Genomic DNA, 23,746 nt, shown 5'->3' with positions numbered 1-23,746 from the left:
GCGCCATGTTCCGCTTCCCCCGGCCGCCCCGGAGCCTCGCCGGCCAGCTCTTCGCCATGCAGGTGCTGCTCGTCGCCGTCGTCGTCGCCGGCTGCGCGGTCTTCGCGTACGCCACAGCCCGGGGCCAGGCCGAGGACGCCGCCCGGCGGCAGGCCGGCGCCGTGGCCAGGGCCGTCGCCGACTCGCCGTCGGTGCGGGAGGCCGCGGGCGGCCCCGCGGCGGATCCGAGCGCCGCGGGTCCGAGCGCCGCGGGTCCGAGCGCCCCGGATCCGACCGTCACGCTCCAGCCCTACGCGGAACGGGTCCGCGCCGACACCGGCGTGGACTTCGTGACGATCATGGCTCCGGACGGCCGGCGCTGGACCCACCCCGATCCGCGCCGCATCGGCGAGCGCTACCTCGGCAACACGGCCCGCGCCCTGCGCGGGGAGACCTTCGGCGAGACCTACACCGGTACCCTCGGCCCCTCGATCCGCGTGATCACCCCGCTGATCGGCGCGGACGGCCGGATCGTCGGCCTGGTCAGCGCGGGGATCACCGTCCGCGCCATCAGCGACCGGCTCGCGGCGCAGCTCACCGCCCTCGGCTGGGTGGCGGCGGGGGCGCTGGCGCTGGGCGGAGCGGGTACGTACGTCATCAACGCCCGGCTGCGCCGCCACACCCACGGCATGAACGCCGCCGAGCTGAGCCGGATGTACGACTACCACCAGGCGGCCCTGCACGGGGTCCGGGAAGGTCTGCTGATGCTCGACGGCCGCCGCAGGATCACCCTGGTCAACGACGCGGGACGCGAGCTGCTGGGCCTGCGCGGGGAGAGCACCGGCCGGAAGGTGGACGACCTGGGGCTGCCCGCCCCGCTGACCGGGGCCCTCCTCGCCGACCGGCCCCGGGTGGACGAGGTCCACCTCACGGCGGAGCGGGTGCTCGTCGTCAACAGCTCGCCCGTCGCCGGCGGGGGCCGCCGCGGCACCGTGATCACCCTGCGCGACCACACCGAACTCCAGTCGCTGTCGGGCGAGTTGGACCTCGAACGAGGATTCACCCAGGCCCTGCGTTCGCAGGCGCACGAGGCCGCGAACCGGCTGCACACCGTGGTCTCCCTCATCGAACTGGGCCGCGCGCAGGAGGCGGTGGAGTTCGCCACCGCCGAACTGGAGCTGGCCCAGGCGCTCACCGACGAGGTCGTCACCGCCGTGGGCGAGCCGGTGCTGGTCGCCCTGCTCCTCGGCAAGGCCGCGCAGGCGCACGAGCGGGGCGTCGAACTGCTCGTCACCCCGGACGACGGCGCGGTCGACGCCGGGCAGCCCGGGGTGCCGCCGGCCCGGGACCTCGTCACGGTGCTCGGCAACCTGATCGACAACGCCCTCGACGCCCTGACCGGCGTACCGGGCGGGCGGATCCGCGTCACCGTGCGACGGGACGGGGGCGGGCTGCTGCTGTGCGTCGCGGACAACGGCCCGGGTCTGCCCGAGGGGGTGGACGTCTTCCGGCGCGGCTGGTCCGGCAAGGGGGAGGGGCGGGGCCTCGGCCTCGCACTGGTCCGTCAGGTGGCCGACCGGCACGGGGGCGGCGTGGAGACCGGTCGGGGGCCGGAGGGCGGCGCGGAGTTCACCGTACGCCTGCCGCTCGCGGAGGCGGCCCGATGAGCGCGGCCCCCGGCGCCGGGCGGCCGGTGCGCGTCCTGGTCGTCGAGGACGACCCCGTCGCCGCCGACGCCCACGCGCTCTACGTCGGCCGGGTGCCCGGCTTCACCGCCGTGGCGGCCGTCCACACCCTGGCCGAGGCCGGCCGGGTCCTGGAGCGCACCCGCGTCGACCTGCTGCTCCTCGACCTCACCCTGCCCGACGGCAACGGCCTGCGCTTCGCGCGCGGACTGAGGGCCGCGGGCCACCCCGTCGACGTGATCGCGGTGACCTCGGCGCGGGACCTGGCGGTGGTCCGCGAGAGCGTCTCGCTGGGCGTCGTGCAGTACGTGCTGAAGCCCTTCGCGTTCCCCACCCTGCGCGAACGGCTCCTGCGCTACGCCGAGTTCCGCGCGGCGGCGGGCGAGGCGGTCGGCCAGGACGACGTGGACCGGGCGCTCGCCGCACTGCGCGCGCCCGGTCCGACGGAGCTGCCCAAAGGGCTGAGCGCCCCGACCCTGGAGCGGGTCGTGGCGCTGTTGCGGGCGGCGCCCGAGGGGCTGACCGCCGCGGGGGCGGCCGAGGCGGCCGGGATCTCGCGGATCACCGCCCGCCGGTACCTGGAGCACCTGGTGGACACCGGCCGCGCGGACCGTGCCCCCCGGTACGGCCAGGTCGGCCGCCCCGAGCTGCACTACCGCTGGCTGGCGGCGGCGACCGGCTCGGTGTCGAACGTGTAGAACTTGCGGTGGTCCAACATGTCGGCCGGGGTCACGTCGTTCCACGGCCGCATGGTGTCGCGCAGGTCCACCACGTTCGGGGTGCCGGCGGCGGGCAGGTACGTGGACTGCGGGTTCTTGGCCTGCCAGTCGGCCCACAGCTTGTCCACGAAGGCGTGGTGCATCCAGAACACCGGGTCGTTGGGGGAGACGCCGGTGCCCATCTGGCCGCCCACCCACACGTGCACCCGGTTGTGGAGGTTGGCCCCGCGCCAACCCTCCAGGTTGTTGCGGAAGCCGTTCGAGGAGCTGTTCCAGGGGGCCATGTCGTAGACCGGCATGGCGAGGACGGCGTCCACCTCGGCGCGGGTCGGCAGCTGCGCGACGCCCTCGCCGAGCGTGCGCCGCAGGTAGGAGCGGCCGTCGACGCGGACGCTGATCTCCCACCTGCCCGTGGCGTACGCGAAGGGGCCGTCCATGACCTGGCCGTCGCGGGCGCGACCGGTGCCGCCGAGGAAGTCGGCGGCCCACAGGGAGGAGCGGGAGGTGCGGTCGGCGGTCCAGTCCCAGTACGGGATGGTCACGCTCGCGTCCACGGCCTGGAGCGCCTGCTCGAACTCCAGCAGGAAGCGGCGGTGCCAGGGGAGGAAGGAGGGGGAGCGGTGGCCCACCCGGTCGCCCGAGTCGGTGTCGCTCATGATGAAGCCGTTGTGCGTGGTGACGAACCGGTCGTAGCGGCCGGTGCGCTTCAGCTCCAGGAGCGCGTTGGTGAAGGCGCGCTTCTCGGCGGCGGTCAGCGTGGCCTGGTTCTTGCGGACGGTCATGCCGCGCCTCCCATCGGGTCGAAGGGCAGGAGCGTGGCGCCGCGCAGCTCGCGCACGGCGGCGCGGGCGAGCGAGGTCGGGTCGGCGAAGGTCTCGTAGTGGTTGACCACGCTGATCCAGGTGCCGTCGGCGTTCCGCATCACGTGCAGCTCGCGACCGTCGATGCGGACGGTGGGCAGGCCGGCTCCGTGGTGACCACCGTGGTGGCCGCCCCCGGTGGCGGGGGATATCTGGATGCGACGGCCCTGGTACACCTCGTCGACCGTGCCGGCGGGGGTGGCGGCGGCCCGGGAGTCGGTGGCGGCTGCGTGCGCGGTGGCGCCCGCTATGCCGAGGACGGTGAGTGCGCCGGCAGTTGTGCCCAAGGCCTGCCTGCGGGTGATCTTGTTCATGGCCGAAGAACTATCAGGGCCATGACAGCAGTTGACCGCTATCCGGACATCGGCGGATAAGTTTCCTATAGAACGAATTGCGCGATCTTCCCGTCCGGACCGGCTCCAGTGGCCCGGACGGGAAGATCTGCGGAAGTAATCCTACCCGGCAGTAATTTTTACGGCGAATCCGGGGGCGTGTGCACGGCGTCACGTTCCGTGAGAAGGCCGGAAGCGATGGCATGGTCGAGCCCCGCCCGAGCCCCGCCGAAACCGCAGTTGCGGCGATATCGCACCTATAGTCCCGATATGCCTCTTCATCAGACGAAGGACGTTCGCGACGGTGACGGCGACACGGACGTGTTCGCGTCCGCCCTCAGTGGCGAGATCCTCCCCAAGTACCGGATCCCCGAGGACCACTCGCCCTCGGAGGTCGTCTACTCGCTCCTGCACAACGAGCTGCTCCTCGACGGCAACGCCGCCCAGAACCTGGCCACCTTCTGCACCACCTGGTCGGACGAGGGCGTGCACCGCCTGATGAACGAGTGCCTCGACAAGAACATGATCGACAAGGACGAGTACCCGCAGACCGCCGAGATCGAGGCCCGCTGCGTCAACATCCTCGCCGACCTCTGGAACGCCCCGCCCGGCGTCGCCGGCACCGGCTGCTCCACCACCGGCTCCAGCGAGGCCGCCATGCTCGGCGGACTCGCCCTCAAATGGCGCTGGCGCGAACGCCGCCGCGCCGCGGGACTGCCCACCGACCGCCCCAACCTCGTCTGCGGACCCGTACAGATCTGCTGGGAGAAGTTCGCCCGCTACTTCGACGTCGAGCTCCGCCAGGTCCCCCTGGAACCCGGCGCCACCGGACTGCGCCCCCACCAGCTCGCCGCCCACGTCGACGAGAACACCATCGGCGTGGTCGCCATCCTCGGCGTCACCTACACCTGCGACTACGAACCCGTCGCCGAGATCGCCGCCGAACTCGACCGCATCCAGGCCGAACACGGCTGGGACGTGCCCGTCCACGTCGACGCGGCCAGCGGCGGCTTCGTCGCCCCCTTCCTCCACCCCGACGTCGTCTGGGACTTCCGCCTGCCCCGCGTGGCCTCCGTCAACACCTCCGGCCACAAGTACGGGCTCGCGCCGCTCGGCGTCGGCTGGATCGTGTGGCGCACCGCCGACCTGCTCCCGGCCGACCTCGTCTTCGACGTGGACTACCTCGGCGGCGACATGCCGACCTTCGCCCTGAACTTCTCCCGCCCCGGCGGCGAGGTCATCGCCCAGTACTACCTGTTCCTGCGGCTGGGCCGCGGCGGCTACCGGCGCGTCCAGCAGGCCTGCGCGGACACCGCCCGCTACCTCGCCGCCCAGATCGCCGACATGGGCCCCTTCACCCTGCTCTACGACGGCCGGGGCGCGCTGCCCGCCGTCTCGTACACCCTCACCGACCCCGCCGGCGCCGGCTTCAGCCTCTACGACCTCTCCGACCGGCTCCGCATGCGCGGCTGGCAGGTGCCCTCGTACCCGCTGCCGCGCGACCGGCAGGAGACCGTGATCCAGCGCGTGCTGATCCGGCACGGCGTCACCCGCGACCAGATCGCCCTGCTCGTCGGCGACCTGCGCCGGGCCGTCGAGCACCTCGCCGCCCACCCCCAGCCGGTCCCCGCCACCGAGCCCCGCTCGGGCTTCCACCACTGACGGACCACCGCCCCGGCGCCTCGGCGGGAGGACCGACCCGGTCGGACCACCACCCCGGTCGGTGGACCGCCTCAGGCGGACGCCGACCAGCGCATCCCCAGCTCCGACAGGGCGGCCGCCCGCTCCGGGGACAGCCCCGCCGCCCGGGAGCGCTGGTTGGCGATCCACGCCCCGAGCCGCAGCTCGCGCCCGCCGACGGGTTCCACGTGCGTACGCGGAACCCGCAGGTGCCCCTCGCGGGAACGGAAGGCCCGGGCCGCCTCCAGGTGCTCCGCCCAGGCCACCGCGTGGCTGCGGCGCGCGGGCGGCCGTTCGGACTCCGTCGCCGCGCCCACCCCCAACGTGTGCTCCAGCAGCCACCGCTGCGCCCACGCCAGCCGCTCCCACCCCAACCGCTGGGCCCGCACCCACGACCCCAGGTCCTCGCCCTGCACCACCACCTCACCGGGACCGAGCGGCAACCGCCCGCCCGCGTCCAGGTGCACCCGCGTCAGGTGGAAGGCCCGCTGCCAGCCGATGTCCCAGGCCGGGCACCAGGACGGGTCGATCTCGTCCAGGGCGTCCCGGCGCTCCCGCGCCAGCGCCCCCGGACCCTCCCGCCGGGCCGCCGCCCGGTTGTTCTTCATCCACACCCCGACCGGCGCCCCGTGCAGGCACGCCTCCACCGGCGGCAACAGGTGCCCGTGCTCCGCCGCCCAGGCGCGCGCCGCCGTCAGCCCCTCCTCGAAGGCCACGTCGACCTGGCTCCACACCATGCCGAGCGCCTCCAACTCCGCCGTCCGCTCACGGCCCAGGGCGCCCCGGCGGTACGTGCGCCGCGCGTCCGCGATCCACTGCCCCAGGGGGAAGGAGGCCAGCGCCGCCGGCCACCGCTCGTCGCCCGCCGGCACCCGGAACGCGAACGGCACCCGCAGGTCCCCGACCGTCTCCACGTGGATCCGGGCCGCCTCGACGCCCCGCCGCCACCGCGTGTGCTCGGGATGCAGGACGCGCAGCCGGATGAAGGCCGCCAGCAGCGCCGGATCCCGCGGCGTGGAGAAGCTCAGCAACGCCCGGGCCCCCGGTCCCGGACCCAGGCCGCCGCCGCCGATCGCGGAGCCGGCCGCGCCCCGGCTCTGTGCCTGGGGCTGCGCCAGGTCCTCCACCAGCCGCGCGTCGTGCGCCCGCAGGGCCTCCAACAGCCGCGCGAGGTCACCGTAGGCCCGCGAGGTGAGCATCGTGTCGGGCGTCTCGCCCGGTCCGAGCAGCACCGGGACCACCAGGGAGGCCACCTTGCCCTCGCCGGGCCGGATCCGCAGGGCGCGGCCCACGGCCTGCACGAGGTCGGGCATGGATCCGCGCACGTCCGCCCAGAACACCGAGTCGCACTCCTTGGTGTCGACCCCCTCTCCCAACACCCGCACGCTGCCGAGGAAGGCCTTGTCCGCGACCCGGTCGGCGGCGAACGCCTCCAGCACCCGCCGCCGGTGCGCCGCCGTGTGCTGGCCGCACAGCCAGTCCGCCCAGACCGTACGGGGGTAGACGGGGCGGGGGCTCCGGCTCGTCAGCCGCAACCGCGCCGCGACCGCCGGCAGGCCCGCGGCGAAGGCCTCGGCCTCCTTGGTCAGGTGGTGGAACACCAGGGTCCGCCGGAAGCCCTGGTCCGCCGCGGCCGTCACCAACGCCGCCTGGAGCGCGGCCAGACGCATCCCGCGCACCCGGTCCGAACGCCCGTCCGCGCCCAACAGCAGGGCCGACCGGAACCCGGGGTCGCTGACGTCCACGCACACCACCCGGTACGGGGCGCAGATCCCCCGGTCGATGGCCTCCGACAGCGACAGCGTGTGGCAGCGGGCGCCGAAGGGGCCCCGCGGATCGTCCTCCATCGAGGCGACCAACTCCCCGCCGCCCCGCACCACCCCGCCCGCCGCGGTCTCCGCCGAGGTCCGCGCCCCGGACGCCTCGTCCCCGGACGGCTCCTCACCCTCCTCGGGGCTCTCGCCGTCGCGCCACACCCGGGGGGTGGCCGTCATGTACAGCCGGCGCAGAGACGGGATGCGCGTGTTGTCGTGGACCACCGCCCACGGCTTGCCGATCCGCCCCGACGTCCGATGGGCCTCGTCGACGACGACCAGGTCCCAGGAGGGCAGGCCCGCCAGGTGGGCGCGTTCGATCGTGCCCAGGCCCAGGGAGGCGTACGTGGCGAACACCGTCACCCGCTCCAGCGGGCGGGCGCACCAGCGGGCCAGTTCACCCGGATCCGTGGTGGTCGGCACGCCCGCGTCCTCGCCGCGCAACGAGCACACCGCGAGGCTGCGCCCGGTGCGCCCGCCCTCCCGCCAGGCGGCCACGGTCTGCACCAGCAGGTCGAGGGAGGGGACCAGCACCAGCACCCGGCCGGCCCGCATCTCCTCCGACGAGCGGACGGCGACCAGCGACTTCCCGGAACCGGTGGCCATGATCACCTGGGTGCGCAGGCCCCGCTCCGGAACCCGTCCGGAAGGGGGCAGTTGCAAGGCGCGCACGACGGCGTCGACCGCCTCGCGCTGATGGGGCCGCAGCTCCCTCCTCGCCATCTCCGAACCCCCTCCGCCCTGATCTGCCCGTTCGACTCCAGGTCCTATCTTGCCCGGATTATGAGTCAAAGGGGGGCAGCGGGTGGTCGGTCCGTCACCTACGGGTGACCGAAGGTCACCCGCGACCCGGTCGCGCGGCGCCGCCCCAGGGGGTCGGGGCGGTGCCCGCGCGGGGACCGAGGGCTCAGCGGGCGCCGAAGTTCTGGGTCCACCACGGGCCGCCGGCGCCCTGGTGGACGCCGACGCCGATGTCCTTGAAGGAGCAGTTGAGGATGTTGGCGCGGTGGCCCGGGCTCTTCATCCACGAGTCCATCACCGACTGCGCGGTCTGCTGGCCCTTGGCGATGTTCTCCCCGTACGTCGACCAGCGGTACCCGGAGGCCGTCGTCCGCGCGCCCGGGTCGGCGCCGTCGGGGTTGGTGTGCGCGAAGAAGTCCCGCGCCGCCATGTCGGCGGAGTGGCCCTGGGCGGCCGCGCGCAGCTGCGCGTCCTCCTTGAGTGGTCCGCAGCCGGCCGCCGCCCGCTCGGAGTTGGCGAGCGCGATCACCTGGCCGGCGATGCCCGAGGGGGGCGCCGGGGCGGGCGCCGGCGGGCGGCTCGACGCCTTGCGGGTCGGCGTGGGCGAGGGCGCCGGGGCGCTGCTCGTGGCGGCCGACGCCGAGGCGGAGGCGGAGGCCGAGGGGGACGCGGAGGCCGAGGCGGAAGCGGAGGGAGAGGGGGAGGCGGAAGCGGAGGGCGGGACGGACGCGGTGTCGGGCGCGGCCAGGGCCATGGCCGGGGAGGCGGACGCCGCCCCGCCCGCCTCGGCGTCGCGCTTTCCGGGCATCGAGCCGAGGTAGACCAGTCCGCCTCCCGCCACGCAGGCGGCGAGCACCGCGCCGCCGATGGCCCGGCGGCGGTTCTGGCGCCGCTTGCGCTCGGCCCCCCGACCGCCGGAACCGTCGCCCGGGGCGAGTCCCTCGCCGGCGGAGCCCGAGTCGCCCGCGCGACGTCGGGCGGCGCGGCCCGGGCCGGAGACGACCGGGGTGGAGACGACCGGGGCGAGTTGGGTGGCGGCGTCGGCGAAGGACGCGGCGTCGGCGGCGTGCGCGGAGCCCGCGAGGTCGGCCGCGCCTGCCAGGTCGGCCGTGCCGGCGACGGTGGCGCCGGTCGGGGCGAGGCCCGTCACGGCGGACCGTACGCCCGCCAGCAGCGCGGCGGTCACCGGGACCAGGGCCAGCCCGGCCAGCAGCCCCTCGGCCGGCACCAGTCCGTTCCACAGGCCCGAGCAGCGCAGGCACTCCCGGGCGTGCCGGGCTATGCGCTTGCGCCACAGCGCCGACGGCCGACCGTCCCAGGTGCCGGTCACGGCCCGCAGCCCCTCGCAGACCGGCTGCGCCTCCAGCGCCCGCTCCACGACCCGGGCCGCCTCCAGTTGGGCCTTCATCCGCTGGACGCGCACCGCCGCGTGCTGCGGGGGCAGCTCCAGCGCGGCGGCCATCTCCGCGCGGGTCAGCTCGCCGGCGCACTCCAGCCACCACAGGGACAACAGCGCGCGGTCGTCGGGCTCCAGCCACCGCGTGGCCCGGGCGGTCTCGCGGCGCTGGCCCGACAGCTGGAGCCGTACGACGGTCAGGTCGGCGAAGTCGGCGCCCGGGTCGGCCACGTCCTCGGCCGCCTCCAGGCCGCTCGCGCCGAGGCCGTGGTCGCGGGACTGCCAGTGGGCCCGTACGCGGTTCATGGCGATGGCCACCAGCCAGGAGCGGAAGCTCTCGTCGACGCGGAGGCCGGGCAGCCCGTCGAGCGCGCGCAGCATGGTGTCCTGCACGACGTCGTCGACGTCGACGGACCCGTTCAGGGCCCGCCCGACGATGTTGTAGACCAGCGGCAGGTGGGCGCTGACGAGTTCGTCCTGCGCCCGGGGGTCGCCCGCGCGGGCCGCCGTCACCAGAGCTGCCGTGTTCTGTGTACCCATGTGATGTCCCTGTCCGTACCGGCGGTCGATGATGCCCAACAACTGGGAGACCGTCGAGAGGGGTCCCGATAACAGTTATCCGGAAGATTTTCCGGCAAGACATCGAGAGCCTCACCCGAATGTGTAAGGTCTGGACCACGTAGTTCCGTAACACGACACGTTGTTCCGCTACGTGGAACAACCCGATCTGTTCGGGGGTCCGATGTCCCACCAGCCGTCCCGTGCTCCGTCCGGCCGTCCGTCGGACCGTCCGTCCGACCATCCGTACGCCGTGATCACCGCGCAGCGCCTGCTGCCGGTGCTGCGCGACGTCGACGCCGCGGCCACCGTCCGCCGCACCACGGCCCTGCTCGCGGCCGGCTGCCGCGCCGTGGAGCTGACCACCACGACACCCGGCTGGGCCGGGGCGCTCGCCCGCGTCGCCGGTTCGGCCGACGCCCTGGGCCGCCCCGCGCTGATCGGGGTGGGGACGGTCACCACCACCGACCAGGCCGAGCGGGCGCTCGACGCGGGGGCCGGCTTCCTGGTCTCCCCGTACCCCGCCCCCGAGGTGCGGGCCGTGGCCGCCGAGCGCGGCGCCGTCTTCCTGGAGGGCGGCTTCACGCCGGGCGAGATCGCCGGGGCCGCGCGGCGCGCGGGCGCGGCGAAGGTCTTCCCCGCCCACGTCGCGGGACCCGCCTTCATCCGCTCCCTCAAGGCCGTCCTGCCCGACGCGCTGCTCGTGCCCACCGGCGGCATCCGACCGGCCGACGTGGGCGAGTGGCTCGCGGCCGGGGCGGGGGCCGTCGGCGTCGGCGGCGGCCTGCCCGAGGGCCCGGACGAACTCGCCGCCCTGTTCGCCGCCGTGGCCGCCGACCGCCCCCACGACGGCGGCGCGGGGCCCGCGCCGGAAGGGGCCTGAGGTGCCCCCGGCCGCGGACGCGCGCCCCGACGCGGCGGACGGCGCCCGGGACGCGGGCCGCACCGGAGAGGCCCGCGATGCCCGTGCCGCCCGTGACGCCCGCGATGCCCGTGACGCCTACGACGTCCTCGTGCTCGGGGAGGTGCTCGTCGAGATCCACTCCGACGCACCCCTGCGCGAGGCGGTCGACGGCACGACCGCCCGGATCTCCTACTCCGGCGACGCCCTGAACGCCGCTGCCGCCGCCGCGGCGGCCGGGGCCCGTACCGCCCTGCTCGCCGTGGTCGGCGACGACGAGTCGAGCGTCCCCCTGCTGCGCCGCGCCGTCGAACTGGGCGTCGACGTCTCCCACGTGCGCCGCGCCCCCCGTCCGAACGGTGCCTACCTGCTGGCCGCCGACGCCGAGGGCGACCGCGCGTTCGTCTACTGGCGCGCCGGCAGCGCCGGATCCACCCTGTCGCCCGCCGACGTGGAGGCCTGGCGCCCGCTGCTGGCCGGGGCCGGGTCCCTGATCACGAGCGGGATCACCGGCGCCCTGTCGCCGGGCGCCCGCGAGGCCGTCGTGGCCGCCGCCCGCACCGTCCACGGGTCGGGCGGGCACGTCACCTACGACGCGAACCACCGCCCCCGGCTGACCGGGCGGGGCGAGGCCCGCGCCCTGTTGGCCCGGATCGCCCCGCTCACCGGGCTGCTGAAGACCTCCTGCCCGGCCGACGCGCTCGCTCTGGTGGACACCGCGGATCCGGTGGTCGCGGCCGCCCGCTACCGCGCGCTCGGGGCCCGCGCCGTCGCCGTCACCACCGGCGCGGACCGGGTGCTGTCGCACGACGGGACGCGGGCGCGGTACCACCCCGTCCCCGTCGACCCGGCGCCCGTCGACGCCACCGGCGCGGGGGACTGCTTCACCGGCACCGCGACCGCCCGCCTGGCCCTCGGAGACACCCTCGGCGACGCGGTGGCCTACGGGGTGGCGGCGGCCTCCCTGTCGGTCGCGGGACGCGGGGGCACCGGCCGCGTCCCGGCCTTCGCCGAGACGGCGGCCCTGGCGCGACGCGGCCCGGGCGGGCCGGTGTAGGGGCGCGGCGGTGGTGGGCGCCGCCGGGCCGGATGGGTCTTCCGCGGCCCGGCGGCGCCGGTCGGACGGCGCGAGTGCGCCGGTCGGGGGGAGGGGGAGAGAGGGGCGCGGGACGGGCCGGGTCAGTGGCCGCGCAGGCCCCGGTCGACGGCCGCCGTCAGCTCGCCGTCGGCGGTGTCGGCGTCCAGGGACCAGAACATGGCCCCGCCCAGCCCCTCCTCGCGGACGTACCGGGCCTTCGCGCGCAGTACCTGCGGGTCGTCGTACGTCCACAGGGTGGTGCCGTCGAACAGCCAGGCGTGCCCGTCGCGCCGGTCGCGGTACAGCCGGTAGGTGCCCGAGCCCGCCAGCTCCTTCAGCTCCTTGTAGTCCGCGTACCCGGCCGCCCACCGGGCGGGAGCGGGCCCCGTCGCGGGCCGCCCCATGCCGTCGCCGCCGCCGGAGACCCCGGTCCAGCCCTGACCGTAGAACGGCATGCCGACCACCAGCTTGCGCGCCGGCGCACCGCGCCGCAGCCACGCGTCGACCGTGCCGGACACGCTGAAGTCGTTCCGGGCGTACAGCGCGGACTGTTGGGCCGTCCGCGCCTCCCCGGACACGTGGAAGTCGTAGCCCTGGAGGGTGACGAAGTCGAGGTTGCGCATGATGCGGCGGACGTCGAAGCCGGCGTCGATCTTCGCGGGGGCCGCGGGGACGAAGGCCGTCAGCTCGTAGCCGCGCCGCCGCTCGCGCCCGAGGGCGTCGAGCTGCCTGCGGAACTCCTCGACCAGCGCGGTGAAGTTGCGCTTGTCCTCCGGCCGGTACTTCGTGTCGGTGTCGCCCTCCGAGCCCGGCCACTCCCAGTCGAGGTCGATGCCGTCGAAGACCCCCGCCGCCGCGCCGGCGCCGCCCCGGGCGCCGTCCTGGGGGAGGTTGCCCTTGATGTACAGGTCGAGGCAGGACCGTACGAGGGCCTCGCGCGAGGCGGCGGTGAGGGCGGCGTCGGAGAAGTGCGTGGACCAGCTCCAACCACCCAGCGAGATCAGCACCTTGAGGTTCGGGTGCTTCGCCTTCAGCTCCTTCAGCTGGTTGAAGTTGCCGGCGAGGGGCTGCTCCGCCGTGTCGGCCACCCCGTCCACGGAGTTCGCGGCGTCCAGCGGGCGCGCGTAGTCGGCCCACGCGTCGGCCTCGCCCGGCACGTTGCCGGTGAAGCACTTGCCGTCGGCGCCGATGTTGCCGAAGGCGTAGTTGATGTGGGTGAGCCTGCCCGCGGTGCCGTTCGCGTCGAGGTCCTGGACCTGGAAGTCCCTTCCGTAGACGCCCCATTGGGTGAAGTACCCGACCTTGCGGTACGCGCGGTCGTGACCGCGCGCCCCGTCCCCGTCCCCGGTGGCGCCGGCCGGCGCGAAGGCGGTCAGCAGGGACAGGGAACAGACGGCGACGGCGAGTCTGCCGAGCGTGCTGCGGCGCATGGGCTTCCTTTGCGGATGCGGGGGAGTGGTGCTCCGGGGCCGTGCGAGAACGCGTGCGCTGTGCAACCCGGAAACTATTGGTCTGGACCATCCCGGTCAAGGGGGTGTCCACCTCGGGTTCCGCGCCCCGCGCGGGACGTCCGAAAAACATGGTTCACGGCCCTGGGCACCTAGGGCCCCCCTCGCTACCCTCCGCGCATGATTCCCACGGTGGTCTGGGGCACCGGCAACGTCGGCCGCGCGGCGATCCGCGCCGTCGACGCCCACCCGGCGCTCGAACTCGTCAGCGTCATCGTCCACAACCCCGCCAAGGTCGGCCGCGACGCGGGCGAACTCGCCGGGCTCGACCACGCCTTGGGGGTGACGGCCACCGACGACGTCGGCGCGGTCCTCGCCACCCGCCCGGCGGCCGTCGTCTACGCCGCCTCCGGGGACGTGCGCCCCGACGACGCGCTCGCCGACATCACCCGGGCCGTCGCCGCCGGCGCGGCCGTCGTCAGCCCCGCCCTCTACCCCCTCTACGACCACCGCAACGCGCCCGCGGAGTTCCGCGACCCGGTGCTGGCCGCCGTGGCCGAGGGCGGCGGCTCCCTCTTCGCCTCCGGCGTGGACCCCGGCTGGGGCAACGACGTGCTCCCCCTGCTGCTCAGCGGCCTCGGCACCACCGTCGACGCGATCCGCTGCCAGGAGATCTTCGACTACTCCACGTACGACCAACCGGACTCCGTCCGCGACCTGGTCGGCATGGGCCGCCCCATGGACGACGAGCCCATGATGCTCTGGCCCTCCGTCCCCACCATGGTCTGGGGCGGGCAGATCCGGATGATGGCCCGCGCCCTGGGCGTCGAACTCGACGACATACGCGAGACCTCGCAGCGCCGCGCGCTCGACACCACCGTCACCACCCGGACCATGGGCACCTTCGAAGCCGGGACGCAGGGCGCCATCCGCTTCGAGGTGCAGGGCATCGTCGAGGGCGAACCCCGCATCGTCATCGAGCACGTCACCCGCATCCACCCCTCCTGCGCCCCCGACTGGCCCACGCCGCCCGACGGCGCCGGCGCCCATCGCGTGATCATCGAGGGCCGGCCCCGGATCGAGGTCACCGTCGAGGCCACCGACGAGGGCGAGAACCGTTCGGCGGGCGGCAACGCCACCGCCGTCGGCAGGCTCGTCGGCGCCATCGACTGGCTGGTGGCGGCCGAGCCCGGACTCTACGACGCGCTCGACGTCCCGCTGCGTCCCGCAGTCGGCAAACTCGGAAGGAAGCAGCCATGAGGATCGACGTCCCCGAAGGACAGCACCCGATCGAGTACGTGTGGGGCGACCTCGTCCCCGGCATCGGGATGGCCGCCGCCAACTTCTCGCTCTCCGTCTACGCCCACACCACCCTGGGCCTGCGCGAGTTCGAGGCCGCCCGGCTGCGCGTCGCGCAGATCAACGGATGCGTGTTCTGCCTCGACTGGCGCACCGACCGCGACGGGGAGAAGGTCGAGGAGGAGTTCGCCGACGCCGTCACCGAGTGGCGCACCACCAAGGCTTTCGACGACCGGACCCGCCTGGCCGCCGAGTACGCGGAGCGCTACGCCCTGGACCACCACAACCTCGACGAGGAGTTCTGGGAGCGGATGACCGCGCACTACAGCCAGGTGGAGATCGTGGAGCTGAGCATGAGCATCGGCTCCTGGCTCGCCTTCGGCCGGCTCAACCATGTGCTGGGCCTCGACAGCGTCTGCGTGCTGCCGGGCAGCGGCGGCTGACGCCGGGCCGGGGTCGGCCGCAACCTCCGGCCGACCCCGGTACCGCCGCGCCTCCGTCAGAGGTCGGTGGCGATGATCTTCTCGATGTTGCGCTCGGCGAGCGCCGTGATGGTCACGAACGGGTTGACGCTGGTGTTGCCGGGGATCAGCGCTCCGTCGATGACGTACAGACCCGGGTGGCCGTGCAGCCGACCGTAGTTGTCGGTCGCCTTCCCCAACACCGCGCCTCCGAGGGGGTGGTAGGTGAGGTGGTCGCCCCAGATCTTGTTGGTGCCGAAGAGGTCGGTCCGGTAGATCGTCCCCTCCTTGGAGTTGATCCGGTCGAAGATGGTCTTCGCCATGTTGATGGAGGGTTGCTTCCAGGTGGTCTGCCAGTTCAGGTCCACCCGGCCCGCGGCGGCGTTCCACGTGAACTCGGCGCGGTGGGGGTTCCTGGTGATCGACAGGTAGAAGGAGGCGTACGTCTCGATCCCGGTCGGCAGCGGCGCCACCTCGGCGAAGGCGCCTCCCGCGTCCCAGTTGTCGATGCCGCCGCAGGGGATGGAGGCCTGGACCTTGCCGGTCGGGTCCCACATGTGGTTCGCGCGGCCGCACATGACGTTGCCGTTCTCGCCCCAGCCCTTGCCGACCTCGTCGTTCAGGTTCGGCAGGGCGCCCGTGGCCTTCAGCCGCACCAGCAGCTTGCTCGTGCCGACGCTGCCCGCGGCGAAGAAGACGCGGTCGGCGGTGACGGTCTTGGTGGTGACGACGCCGCCGGAGGTGTTCAACTGCTCGATGACGACCGTGTAGCCGCCACCGCCCGAGGGGGAGACGGTGGTGACCCGGTGCAGGGGGGAGACGGTGACCTTGCCGGTCGCGCGGGCGGCGGCCAGGTAGGTCTTCTGCAGCGACTTCTTGCCGGCGTTGTTGCCGTAGAGGATCTCGCCGTCGACCGCGGACTTGGGGACGGTCCCGGCGACCTCCTGCTTCATGTAGTCCCAGTCGTACACGTCGGGTACGAAGACGAAGGGGAAGCCGGAGCGTTGGGCGTGCTTGCGGCCGACGCGGGCGAACTGGTAACAGTCCACCGTGTCGAACCAGTTCGGGTCGATGAGGCCCACCCCGAGCGCGGCGTTGGCGCGCGGGTAGTAGGTGTCGTACATCTCGTCGGCGTCGACCGTCGGGAGGATGGCGGAGAAGTTCTGCCGCTTGGGCGTGACGGCCATGCCGCCGTTGACGAGCGAGCCGCCGCCGACCCCGCGGCCCTGGTAGACGATGATCCCTCCCATCTCCTCGGCGTCCAGGATGCCGGTGTACTTCGGCACGTCCTTGTCGATGGGGAACCCGAGGAAATTGCTGAGCGGGGCCTTGGTGCGGGTGCGCAACCAGTACGAGCGGTAGTCGGGTTTGGTGGTGTTGGCGAAGATCTTGCCGTCGTTGCCCGGGGTGTCCCAGGCCATGCCCATCTCGATCAGGTGGACGTCGACACCGGCCTGGGCGAGCCGCAGCGCGGCGACCGAGCCGCCGTAGCCGCTCCCGATGATCAACACCGGGACCCGGACGCCGGAGCCGATGGGCGAGTCCGCGGCGGCGCCGCTGGTGCGCGCCTGGGCGGGGGTGGCGTTGACCGACAGCGCCATGGCCCCAAGAATGGAACCAGTTCCAGCTATGAATCCACGTCGGGAAACACCCTTGGATACCTTGCTGTGCAGGCTTTTGTCACTCATGTGACCTTCCTCACTCTCGGCGGAGTGAGAACAAGTTCTACTGTCGATTGCCTGGTAAGTCACTACACGCGGCGCGGTAACTTGTGGCTGGTTCCGCCTCCTGGTTCACCCGGTGCCGAACCACCGCGACCGGCTCCCTCGCCGCGCGGGCGATCCGAATTCCCTCGCGTCCACCCCCGAATCGAGTGGATCTTCGGGCCGCGACGTGTCATCGTTGGTCCCACCGAAGGGGTGTAGCTCAGCTGGTCAGAGCAACGGTCTCCAAAACCGTAGGCCGCAGGTTCGAATCCCGCCGCCCCTGCCCTCGTGAACCGCGCGTTCACGCCGAACGCCCGGGTGAGAGGACCCCTCTCACCCGGGCGTTCGCGTTGCTGCGGCGTGGGAACGAGAATCAGCAGAGGCAGAACTCGTTGCCCTCGATGTCCTGCATCGTGATGCACGACTCGTTGACGCCATCAGCGCGCTGCGTCAGCACGTGATTCGCGCCGAGCGCCATCAGCCGTGCGCATTCGGCCTCTAGCGTGGCCAGGCGCTCGTCACCCACGAGCCCTGTGCCGACCCGCACGTCAAGGTGCACCCGGTTCTTGACGACCTTGCCTTCGGGAACCCGCTGGAAGAGCAGGCGCGGACCCACACCCGAGGGGTCGGCGCACGCGAAGTAGATCTCGTCCTCGGGCGGCAGCGAGCGGTGGTGCTCCTCCCACGTGGCGAAGCCCGCCGGGACCGCCGGTACGACGTACCCCAGGACCTCACACCAGAAGGCGGCGAGGCGCGCGGGCTCCGCGCAGTCGAAGGTCACTTGGAAGTGCTTGATCGTTGACATCGGCGCACGATAACAGGGGTCCTGCCCATCTCCCCTGGGCGGGTGGATCCACACGTCGCCGGGAGGACGGCCCCCGCGAGCGGCAGCCGCCGGCGCGGGCCTTCCGGCGTACCGGGGCGCGTGCGCGCATCGGTGTAAGGGGTGCGGGTGGGGGGCGGGGGTGATCGGGAGGTCTGGCAGACTGGTCGCGTTGTCCCAGGCTGCGCAGGTCAGGAAGCCGGTGTGAATCCGGTGCGGTCCCGCCACTGTGACCGAGCCCCCTCCGGGGTTCGGGAGTCAGACACTGCCGCGCCGCCTCCACTTCGACCGGGGACGAGGATCCCCCGGAGAGGCTCCGCCATGTCGCGTTCCCGCGCCGCCCTGCGCGCGTTCCTGCCGCTCGCTCTGCTCATACCGCTCGCCGCGTGCTCCGGCTCGTCCGGGAAGTCCGACCCGACGGCCGGTGAGGCCCCGAAGGCCGCGCCCGGGTTCCCGTACACCGTCACCAACTGCGGGGTGAGCACCACCTACCAGGCCCCGCCCCAGCGTGCGGTGACCATGAACCAGCACGCCACCGAGATCATGCTGGCCCTCGGGCTGCAGGACCGGATGGCCGGTACCGCCTACCTCGACGACTCGGTCCTGCCCGCCTACCGGCCGGCCTACGACAAGATCAAGGTGCTGGCACGGGAGTACCCCTCGAAGGAGGTGCTCCTCGGCGCCAACCCGGACTTCGTGTACGGCGGTTACGCCAGCGCCTTCGACAAGGGGCAGGGCCGCGACCGCGAGGGCCTCGCGAAGTCGGGCGTCAACACCCGCCTCAGCGTGGAGTACTGCACCCAGGGCCCGGTGGGCGTCGGCCAACTGAAGACCGAGATCGGCGAGGTCGCGCGCACCTTCGGCGTACCCGAGCGCGGCGACGCGCTGATCGCGGACGAGCAGCGCCGCATCGACGCCGTCACCGCACGCGTGAAGGACCGCACCCGGCCGTCCGTCTTCGTCTACGACTCGGGCGAGGGCTCCGCCTTCACCTCCGGCGGCAACGGCATCGGCAACGAGATCATCTCCCTGGCGGGCGGCACGAACGTCTTCGCCGACCTGAACGACACCTTCGGCGACGTCCCGTGGGAGAAGGTCATCGAGCGGGCGCCCCAGGTCGTGCTGATCTACGACTACGGCGGTACCACCGTCGAGGAGAAGAAGCGCCGCCTGCTGAACGACCCGGCGCTCGCCTCCGTCCCCGCCGTCCGCGACCGGAAGTTCGTCGTCCTGCCGCTGTCCTCCGCCGTGCTCGGCGTCCGCGTCGCCGACGCCGTCGAGTCCCTGGGGTCCCAGCTGCACCCCGACGCCGCGTGAGGCGGCGCCGAACCGCCACCGTCCTCGCCCTGCTGACCGTCGCGCTCCTCGCCTCGGCCGTCGCCGGCCTCGCCCTGGGGCCCGTACGGATCCCCCCGGGGCAGGTGCTCGACATCCTGCGCGCCGGCCCCGGGCCCGGCGGCGGGGCCTTCGGCTCCATCGTGTGGGACGTACGGATGCCCCGGGTGCTCCTCGGAGCGGTCGTCGGCGCGGGGCTCGCCGTCTGCGGCACCGTGCTCCAGGCCCTGGTGCGCAACCCGCTCGCCGACCCCTTCCTGCTCGGCGCCTCCTCGGGCGCCTCGGCGGGAGCGGTCCTGGTCATCGTGTTCGGCGCGGTGGGGATCCTCGGCGGGGTGGGCCTGCCCCTCGCCGCCTTCGTCGGCTCCCTGGTCGCCCTCGTCGCCGTCTACGCCCTCGCCCGACGCGGCACGACCATGACCACCGGACGTCTGATCCTCGCCGGCGTCGCCGTCCAGTACGTCCTGTCCGCCTTCACCAGCCTGATCCTCGTCCTGTCCGCCCAGCCCGACCAGGTCCGCTCCGTGCTGTTCTGGACCCTCGGCGGCCTCGGCGGCGCCCGCTGGGACGAACTCGCCCTGCCGGCGGTCGCCCTGTTGCTGGGCACCGCCCTGCTCGTCACCCTCGCCCGGCCGCTCGACCTGCTCCTCGCCGGGGAGGAGGGAGCCCGCACCCTCGGCCTGGACGCCGGCCGCTTCCGGGCCGGCGTCTTCGTCCTCACCTCCCTGGTCATCGGGGTGCTGGTGGCCTACAGCGGGGCGATCGGCTTCGTCGGCCTGATGGTCCCGCACGCCGCCCGGATGGTGGTCGGCGCCGGCCACCGGGCGCTGCTGCCGGTGTCCGCGCTGGCCGGAGCGGTCTTCCTGAGCCTGGCCGACCTGCTCGCCCGGACCGCCGCCGCCCCGGAGGAGATACCGGTGGGCGTGGTCACCGCACTGGTGGGCGGGCCGTTCCTGCTGTGGATGCTGCGCCGGTCCACCCGTACCGAAGGGATCACCGGATGACCGCCCGCCGTCCCGCGGCCCTCGCCGTCGAGGCCCTGCGCTACGAGGTCGACGGACACACCCTGCTGCACGGCGTCGACCTCGCCGCCCGGCCCGGCGAGACCGTCGGCGTGGTCGGCCCCAACGGCAGCGGGAAGACCACCCTGCTGCGCTGCGTCCACGGCGCGCTGCGCCCCACCGCCGGCCGCGTGCTCCTCGACGGGCTCGACGCCGGGGAGTTGGGCGTCAAGGAACGCGCCCGCGTCGTGGCGGTCGTCCCCCAGGACGCCGACGGGACCTTCGGACTGACGGTCCACGAGGTCGTCGCCATGGGGCGCAGCCCGCACAAGCGGTTCTGGGAACAGGACGGGCCCGGGGACAGGCGGCTGGTGGCCGAGGCGCTGGAGACCGTGGGGATGGCGGCGTTCGCCGCGCGCGCCTTCGGCGAACTCTCCGGCGGCGAGCGCCAGCGGGTGCTCGTCGCGCGCGCCCTCGTCCAGGAGCCGGGGCTCCTCGCCCTCGACGAGCCGACCAACCACCTGGACATCCGTTACCAGTTGGAGGTCCTCGCACTGGTCCGGGGACTCGCCGCCACCGGCCTGCTCGTCCTGCACGACCTCAACCTGGCCGCCTTCTTCTGCGACCGGCTGTACGTCCTGTCGGGCGGCACGGTGGTGGCGGCGGGCCCGCCGGCCGAGGTCCTCACCCCGGAGCTGCTGAAGGAGGTCTACGGAGTGCGGGCCGAGGTAGCGCCGCATCCGACGACGGGCGTCCCGAACATCGTCTACCTGCCCTGAGCGTGCCCCGGGGCCCGGGGCGCGGGGCCGATCAGCCGCCGTACGGGCGGGTGATGATCTCCATGGCGTGGCCGGAGGGGTCGATGAAGTAGACCCCCCGGCCGCCGTCGTTGTGGTTGATCTCGCCCGGGTGCCTGCGGTGCGGGTCGGCGAAGAACTCGACGCCCGCCTCCTTGATCTTCTCGAAGGCGGAGTCGAACTCCTCCTCCGAGATGAGGAAGGCGTAGTGCTGCACGGTGACGGGCTCGCCCGCACCGACGGTCGCGAAGTCCAGGGTGACGCCGTTGTCCGTCGTGACGGGGACGAACGGGCCCCATTCGGGACCGACCTCCAACCCGAGGACCCGGGCGAGGAATTCGGCGGACTCCCGGTTGTCACGGGAGTGGATGATCGTGTGGTTCAGCTGTACCGACATGAGTGGATGCCTCCGAAAGGCACGTCACGGCGCCTCCATGCCTCACCCGGTCGGTGACCGACACGCGACGCCGTCGTCGTGATCGTAAACAGGCGCCCGGGCGGAAGTCCACCGAAATCCGGCCGGCCGGCCCGCGGGCCGCAGCGCCGCCCGGCCCCGGGGCGGGGAACGCCGCCCCGCCCCGGTTCGCGGTACGGTCGGCACCCTCCGGTGAGAGGATCCGCCCGTGAAGCGCACCCGCACCCACCTCGCCGACGGCCGCGAGATCCTCTACTACGACACCGCCGACACCGGTGACGCAGCCACCCGGGCCGTCCCCGACAGCCGCCCCCTCGCCGCCGGAGCCACCGCCTCCGAGGTGCGCCGCGACCCCCTGCTCGGCGACCCCGTCGTCATCGCCTCCCACCGCCAGGGCCGCACCCACCTGCCCCCCGCCGCGGACTGCCCGCTGTGCCCCTCCACGCCCGACCGCGCGAGCGAGGTCCCGGCACCCGACTACGAGGTGGCGGTCTTCGAGAACCGCTTCCCCTCCCTCGCCGGCGACACCGGCCGCTGCGAGGTGGTCTGCTTCACCCCGGACCACCACGCCTCCTTCGCCGACCTCGACGAGGAACGCGCCGCCCTCGTCCTCGCCGCCTGGACCGACCGCACCGCCGAACTCTCCGCCCGCCCGGGAGTGCGGCAGGTCTACTGCTTCGAGAACCGCGGCGCCGAGATCGGCGTCACCCTCGGCCACCCCCACGGCCAGATCTACGCCCTCCCCTTCGTCACCCCCCGCACCGCGCGCATGGTCGACACCGTCGCCGCCCACCGCGCCCGCACCGGCGGCAACCTCTTCGAGGAGGTCCTCGCCGCCGAACGCGCCGCGCCCGCCGCGACCACCCGCGTGGTCCTCGAAGGCGAGCACTGGAGCGCCTTCGTCCCCTACGCCGCCCGCTGGCCCTACGAGGTCCACCTCTACCCGCACCACCGGGTGCCCGACCTGCCCGCCCTCGGCAAGGCGGCCCGCGCCGAGTTCCCCCGCCTCTACCTGGAGCTGCTGCGCCGCTTCGACCGGCTGTTCGCGCGGCCCGACCCGACGCCGTACGTCTCCGCCTGGCACCAGGCGCCGGCCGGAGCGGAACGGGAGCACTTCGCCCTGCACCTGGAGCTGTTCACCGTCCGGCGCACCGCCGACAAACTGAAGTACCTCGCCGGCACCGAGTCCGGCATGGAGGCCTACATGAACGACGTCCGGCCCGAGGACGCGGCCGCCCGACTGCGGGAGGTGGCGAGCCCGTGAGCCGCACGGAGACGGAGTTCCTGGAGCTGTACGGCGTCCCGCCCGAGGGGGTCTGGGCGGCGCCCGGCCGGGTCAACCTGATCGGCGAACACACCGACTACAACGACGGCTTCGCCCTGCCCTTCGCCCTCCCGCAGCGCACCGAGGTGGCGGTGGCCCGCCGCACCGACGGACTGCTGCGCCTGCACTCCGCCGACGTCCCCGGCGGGGTGGTCACGCTGGAGCTCGCCGACCTCGACCCGGCCCGCCCCCCGCGCGGCGCCGCCCGCTGGGCCGGCTATCCCGCCGGCGTGGTCTGGGCCCTGCTGGAGTCCGCCCGGGCGCCGGGCGCGCGGGGCGGCGGCGAGCCCGTCACCGGCGCCGACCTGCACGTGCGCTCCACCGTCCCGACCGGCGCCGGGCTGTCCTCCTCCGCCGCGCTGGAGGTGGCCACCGCCCTCGCCCTGACCGAGCTGTACGGTCTCGCGCCGACCCGCCCCGAGCTGGCCGCGCTCGCCCGCCGCGCGGAGAACGCGTACGTGGGCGTCCCCTGCGGGGTCATGGACCAGATGGCCTCCGCCTGCGCCACCGAGGGCAACGCCCTGCACCTGGACACCCGGACCCTGCGGACGGCCCACGTGCCCTTCGACTGCGCCGCCGCCGGCCTGGCCCTGCTCGTCATCGACACCCGCGTCTCCCACGACCTCGCCGACGGGGCCTACGCCGAACGGCTCGCCTCCTGCCGGCGGGCCGCCGCCGCGCTCGGCCTGCCCGCCCTGCGCGACCTGCCGTACGCGGACCTGGAACCGGCCCTCGCCGGGCTCGCGGACGCCACCGACCGGCGCCGCGTGCGCCACGTGGTGACGGAGAACGAACGCGTGGCCCAGGTGACGGAACTGCTGCGCGCCGGACGGCTGCGCGAGACGGGCCCGCTGCTCGGCCGGGGACACGCCTCCCTGCGCGACGACTACGAGGTCTCGTGCCCGGAACTCGACCTCGCCGTCGCCACCGCCGAGGCGGCCGGCGCGTACGGGGCCCGGATGACCGGCGGCGGTTTCGGAGGCTCCGCGCTGGCGCTGATCGACGCCGACGCGGCCCCGGAGGTGACCCGGGCGCTGACACGGGCCTTCCACCGGGCCGACTTCGCCCCGCCCCGCGTCACCACCGCGGCCCCCGCCCCGGGAGCCGCCCGCCTGCGCTGACCGCCGCGCCGCGCCGGCCCGCGCCGGCCGCCGTGCGGGCCGCCTGCGGTGACCGGGGCGCCGGGCGGCCTGCGCTGACCGCCGCGCCGGGCGGCTTGTACGCCGGTCGGCGCAGGCCGGCTTGCGACGACCGGCCGGCGCAGACGGGCCTCCGTCGGTCACCTGCGCCGGCCGCCGTGTCGACCGGCCTGCGTCCGCCGCCTGCGCCGGCCGCCGTGCCGGCCGCCGTGCGGGCCGGCCGGGAAGGGTCCTTCCCGGCCCCGCGAGCCGCCC

20 protein-coding genes, 1 tRNA gene and 1 riboswitch are annotated in these 23,746 nt (G+C 74.1%); of the genes, 13 read left to right on the top strand and 8 right to left on the bottom strand.

Features of this window, described 5'->3' with window-relative positions; translation table 11 throughout:
• Positions 1 to 5: 5 nt before the first annotated feature.
• On the top strand, positions 6 to 1,646 hold the full coding sequence (locus tag AB0D01_RS27200; protein ID WP_363059684.1) for a sensor histidine kinase: 1,641 nt from the start codon (positions 6 to 8) through the stop codon (positions 1,644 to 1,646).
• The gene (locus AB0D01_RS27195) at positions 1,643 to 2,362 is read left to right on the top strand and encodes a response regulator (RefSeq protein ID WP_363059682.1); all 720 of its coding nucleotides are present in this window, start codon (positions 1,643 to 1,645) and stop codon (positions 2,360 to 2,362) included. The genes AB0D01_RS27200 and AB0D01_RS27195 overlap by 4 nt, the downstream gene beginning before the upstream one ends.
• Here the strand turns inward: AB0D01_RS27195 and AB0D01_RS27190 are convergent.
• Together AB0D01_RS27190 and AB0D01_RS27185 are read right to left on the bottom strand one after the other, a co-directional pair.
• Complete coding sequence (locus AB0D01_RS27190) at positions 2,317 to 3,165, bottom strand: tyrosinase family protein (protein WP_363059680.1); 849 nt, start codon at positions 3,163 to 3,165, stop codon at positions 2,317 to 2,319. The genes AB0D01_RS27195 and AB0D01_RS27190 overlap by 46 nt on opposite strands.
• Positions 3,162 to 3,557: a tyrosinase family oxidase copper chaperone gene (locus AB0D01_RS27185; RefSeq protein WP_363059678.1), complete on the bottom strand. Its 396-nt coding sequence runs from the start codon at positions 3,555 to 3,557 to the stop codon at positions 3,162 to 3,164. The genes AB0D01_RS27190 and AB0D01_RS27185 overlap by 4 nt, the downstream gene beginning before the upstream one ends.
• A gap of 288 nt (positions 3,558 to 3,845) precedes the next feature.
• Here AB0D01_RS27185 and AB0D01_RS27180 point away from each other — a divergent pair, with 288 nt between their 5' ends.
• Positions 3,846 to 5,237, top strand: coding sequence for a glutamate decarboxylase (locus AB0D01_RS27180; protein ID WP_363059676.1), 1,392 nt, complete (start codon positions 3,846 to 3,848; stop codon positions 5,235 to 5,237).
• A gap of 71 nt (positions 5,238 to 5,308) precedes the next feature.
• Here the strand turns inward: AB0D01_RS27180 and AB0D01_RS27175 are convergent, their stop codons facing one another.
• Both AB0D01_RS27175 and AB0D01_RS27170 read right to left on the bottom strand, forming a co-directional pair.
• Positions 5,309 to 7,792, bottom strand: a complete 2,484-nt coding sequence (locus AB0D01_RS27175; RefSeq protein ID WP_363059674.1) for a Helicase associated domain protein — start codon at positions 7,790 to 7,792, stop codon at positions 5,309 to 5,311.
• A gap of 184 nt (positions 7,793 to 7,976) precedes the next feature.
• Complete coding sequence (locus AB0D01_RS27170) at positions 7,977 to 9,746, bottom strand: sigma-70 family RNA polymerase sigma factor (RefSeq protein WP_363059672.1); 1,770 nt, start codon at positions 9,744 to 9,746, stop codon at positions 7,977 to 7,979.
• Positions 9,747 to 10,017: 271 nt separating this feature from the next.
• Between AB0D01_RS27170 and AB0D01_RS27165 the strand changes: the two genes are divergently transcribed.
• Together AB0D01_RS27165 and AB0D01_RS27160 are read left to right on the top strand one after the other, a co-directional pair.
• Positions 10,018 to 10,647, top strand: coding sequence for a bifunctional 4-hydroxy-2-oxoglutarate aldolase/2-dehydro-3-deoxy-phosphogluconate aldolase (locus AB0D01_RS27165; RefSeq protein WP_363059670.1), 630 nt, complete (start codon positions 10,018 to 10,020; stop codon positions 10,645 to 10,647).
• A gap of 1 nt (position 10,648) precedes the next feature.
• On the top strand, positions 10,649 to 11,722 hold the full coding sequence (locus tag AB0D01_RS27160; protein WP_363059668.1) for a PfkB family carbohydrate kinase: 1,074 nt from the start codon (positions 10,649 to 10,651) through the stop codon (positions 11,720 to 11,722).
• 122 nt (positions 11,723 to 11,844) lie between these two features.
• Here the strand turns inward: AB0D01_RS27160 and AB0D01_RS27155 are convergent, their stop codons facing one another.
• Positions 11,845 to 13,173 (bottom strand): glycoside hydrolase family 18 protein, encoded by a 1,329-nt coding sequence (locus tag AB0D01_RS27155; RefSeq protein WP_363059666.1) that lies wholly within the window; start codon positions 13,171 to 13,173, stop codon positions 11,845 to 11,847.
• Positions 13,174 to 13,371: 198 nt separating this feature from the next.
• On the opposite strand from AB0D01_RS27155, the gene AB0D01_RS27150 reads away from it, so the two are divergent.
• Together AB0D01_RS27150 and AB0D01_RS27145 are read left to right on the top strand one after the other, a co-directional pair.
• Complete coding sequence (locus tag AB0D01_RS27150; protein WP_363059664.1) at positions 13,372 to 14,451, top strand: dihydrodipicolinate reductase; 1,080 nt, start codon at positions 13,372 to 13,374, stop codon at positions 14,449 to 14,451.
• Positions 14,448 to 14,933, top strand: a complete 486-nt coding sequence (locus AB0D01_RS27145; protein WP_363059662.1) for a carboxymuconolactone decarboxylase family protein — start codon at positions 14,448 to 14,450, stop codon at positions 14,931 to 14,933. The genes AB0D01_RS27150 and AB0D01_RS27145 overlap by 4 nt, the downstream gene beginning before the upstream one ends.
• A 56-nt stretch (positions 14,934 to 14,989) precedes the next feature.
• Here the strand turns inward: AB0D01_RS27145 and AB0D01_RS27140 are convergent, their stop codons facing one another.
• A complete protein-coding gene (locus AB0D01_RS27140; protein WP_363059660.1) occupies positions 14,990 to 16,639 on the bottom strand; it encodes a GMC oxidoreductase in 1,650 nt (549 codons plus the stop codon).
• Positions 16,640 to 16,866: 227 nt separating this feature from the next.
• Between AB0D01_RS27140 and AB0D01_RS27135 the strand changes: the two genes are divergently transcribed.
• A tRNA-Trp gene (locus tag AB0D01_RS27135) sits at positions 16,867 to 16,940 on the top strand.
• A gap of 90 nt (positions 16,941 to 17,030) precedes the next feature.
• Here the strand turns inward: AB0D01_RS27135 and AB0D01_RS27130 are convergent.
• Positions 17,031 to 17,462: a VOC family protein gene (locus AB0D01_RS27130; RefSeq protein WP_363059658.1), complete on the bottom strand. Its 432-nt coding sequence runs from the start codon at positions 17,460 to 17,462 to the stop codon at positions 17,031 to 17,033.
• 171 nt (positions 17,463 to 17,633) lie between these two features.
• Positions 17,634 to 17,768, top strand: a riboswitch (cobalamin riboswitch).
• Positions 17,769 to 17,801: 33 nt separating this feature from the next.
• Here AB0D01_RS27130 and AB0D01_RS27125 point away from each other — a divergent pair.
• The 3 genes from AB0D01_RS27125 to AB0D01_RS27115 are packed head-to-tail and all read left to right on the top strand — an operon-like array spanning position 17,802 to position 20,595.
• Positions 17,802 to 18,797, top strand: a complete 996-nt coding sequence (locus AB0D01_RS27125) for an ABC transporter substrate-binding protein (protein ID WP_363059656.1) — start codon at positions 17,802 to 17,804, stop codon at positions 18,795 to 18,797.
• Positions 18,794 to 19,819: an iron ABC transporter permease gene (locus AB0D01_RS27120; protein WP_363059654.1), complete on the top strand. Its 1,026-nt coding sequence runs from the start codon at positions 18,794 to 18,796 to the stop codon at positions 19,817 to 19,819. The genes AB0D01_RS27125 and AB0D01_RS27120 overlap by 4 nt, the downstream gene beginning before the upstream one ends.
• Positions 19,816 to 20,595 (top strand): ABC transporter ATP-binding protein, encoded by a 780-nt coding sequence (locus tag AB0D01_RS27115; protein WP_363059652.1) that lies wholly within the window; start codon positions 19,816 to 19,818, stop codon positions 20,593 to 20,595. The genes AB0D01_RS27120 and AB0D01_RS27115 overlap by 4 nt, the downstream gene beginning before the upstream one ends.
• A 31-nt stretch (positions 20,596 to 20,626) precedes the next feature.
• On the opposite strand, the gene AB0D01_RS27110 is transcribed toward AB0D01_RS27115, so the two are convergent.
• The gene (locus AB0D01_RS27110) at positions 20,627 to 21,010 is read right to left on the bottom strand and encodes a VOC family protein (protein WP_363059650.1); all 384 of its coding nucleotides are present in this window, start codon (positions 21,008 to 21,010) and stop codon (positions 20,627 to 20,629) included.
• A gap of 226 nt (positions 21,011 to 21,236) precedes the next feature.
• Here AB0D01_RS27110 and galT point away from each other — a divergent pair, with 226 nt between their 5' ends.
• Both galT and galK read left to right on the top strand, forming a co-directional pair.
• Positions 21,237 to 22,292 carry a galactose-1-phosphate uridylyltransferase gene (galT, locus tag AB0D01_RS27105; RefSeq protein ID WP_363059648.1) on the top strand — a complete coding sequence of 352 codons (1,056 nt, stop codon included), beginning with the start codon at positions 21,237 to 21,239 and terminating at the stop codon, positions 22,290 to 22,292.
• Positions 22,289 to 23,473, top strand: a complete 1,185-nt coding sequence (gene galK, locus AB0D01_RS27100; RefSeq protein ID WP_363059646.1) for a galactokinase — start codon at positions 22,289 to 22,291, stop codon at positions 23,471 to 23,473. Before galT ends, galK begins: the two co-directional genes overlap by 4 nt.
• Positions 23,474 to 23,746 lie beyond the last annotated feature (273 nt).

Origin of the sequence: Streptomyces sp. NPDC048606 (assembly GCF_040650855.1) — a bacterium.
Taxonomy (GTDB): Bacteria; Actinomycetota; Actinomycetes; order Streptomycetales; family Streptomycetaceae; genus Streptomyces.
The sequence above is the reverse complement of the archived record's forward strand: the minus strand, read 5'-3'. Positions and strand labels throughout refer to the sequence as shown.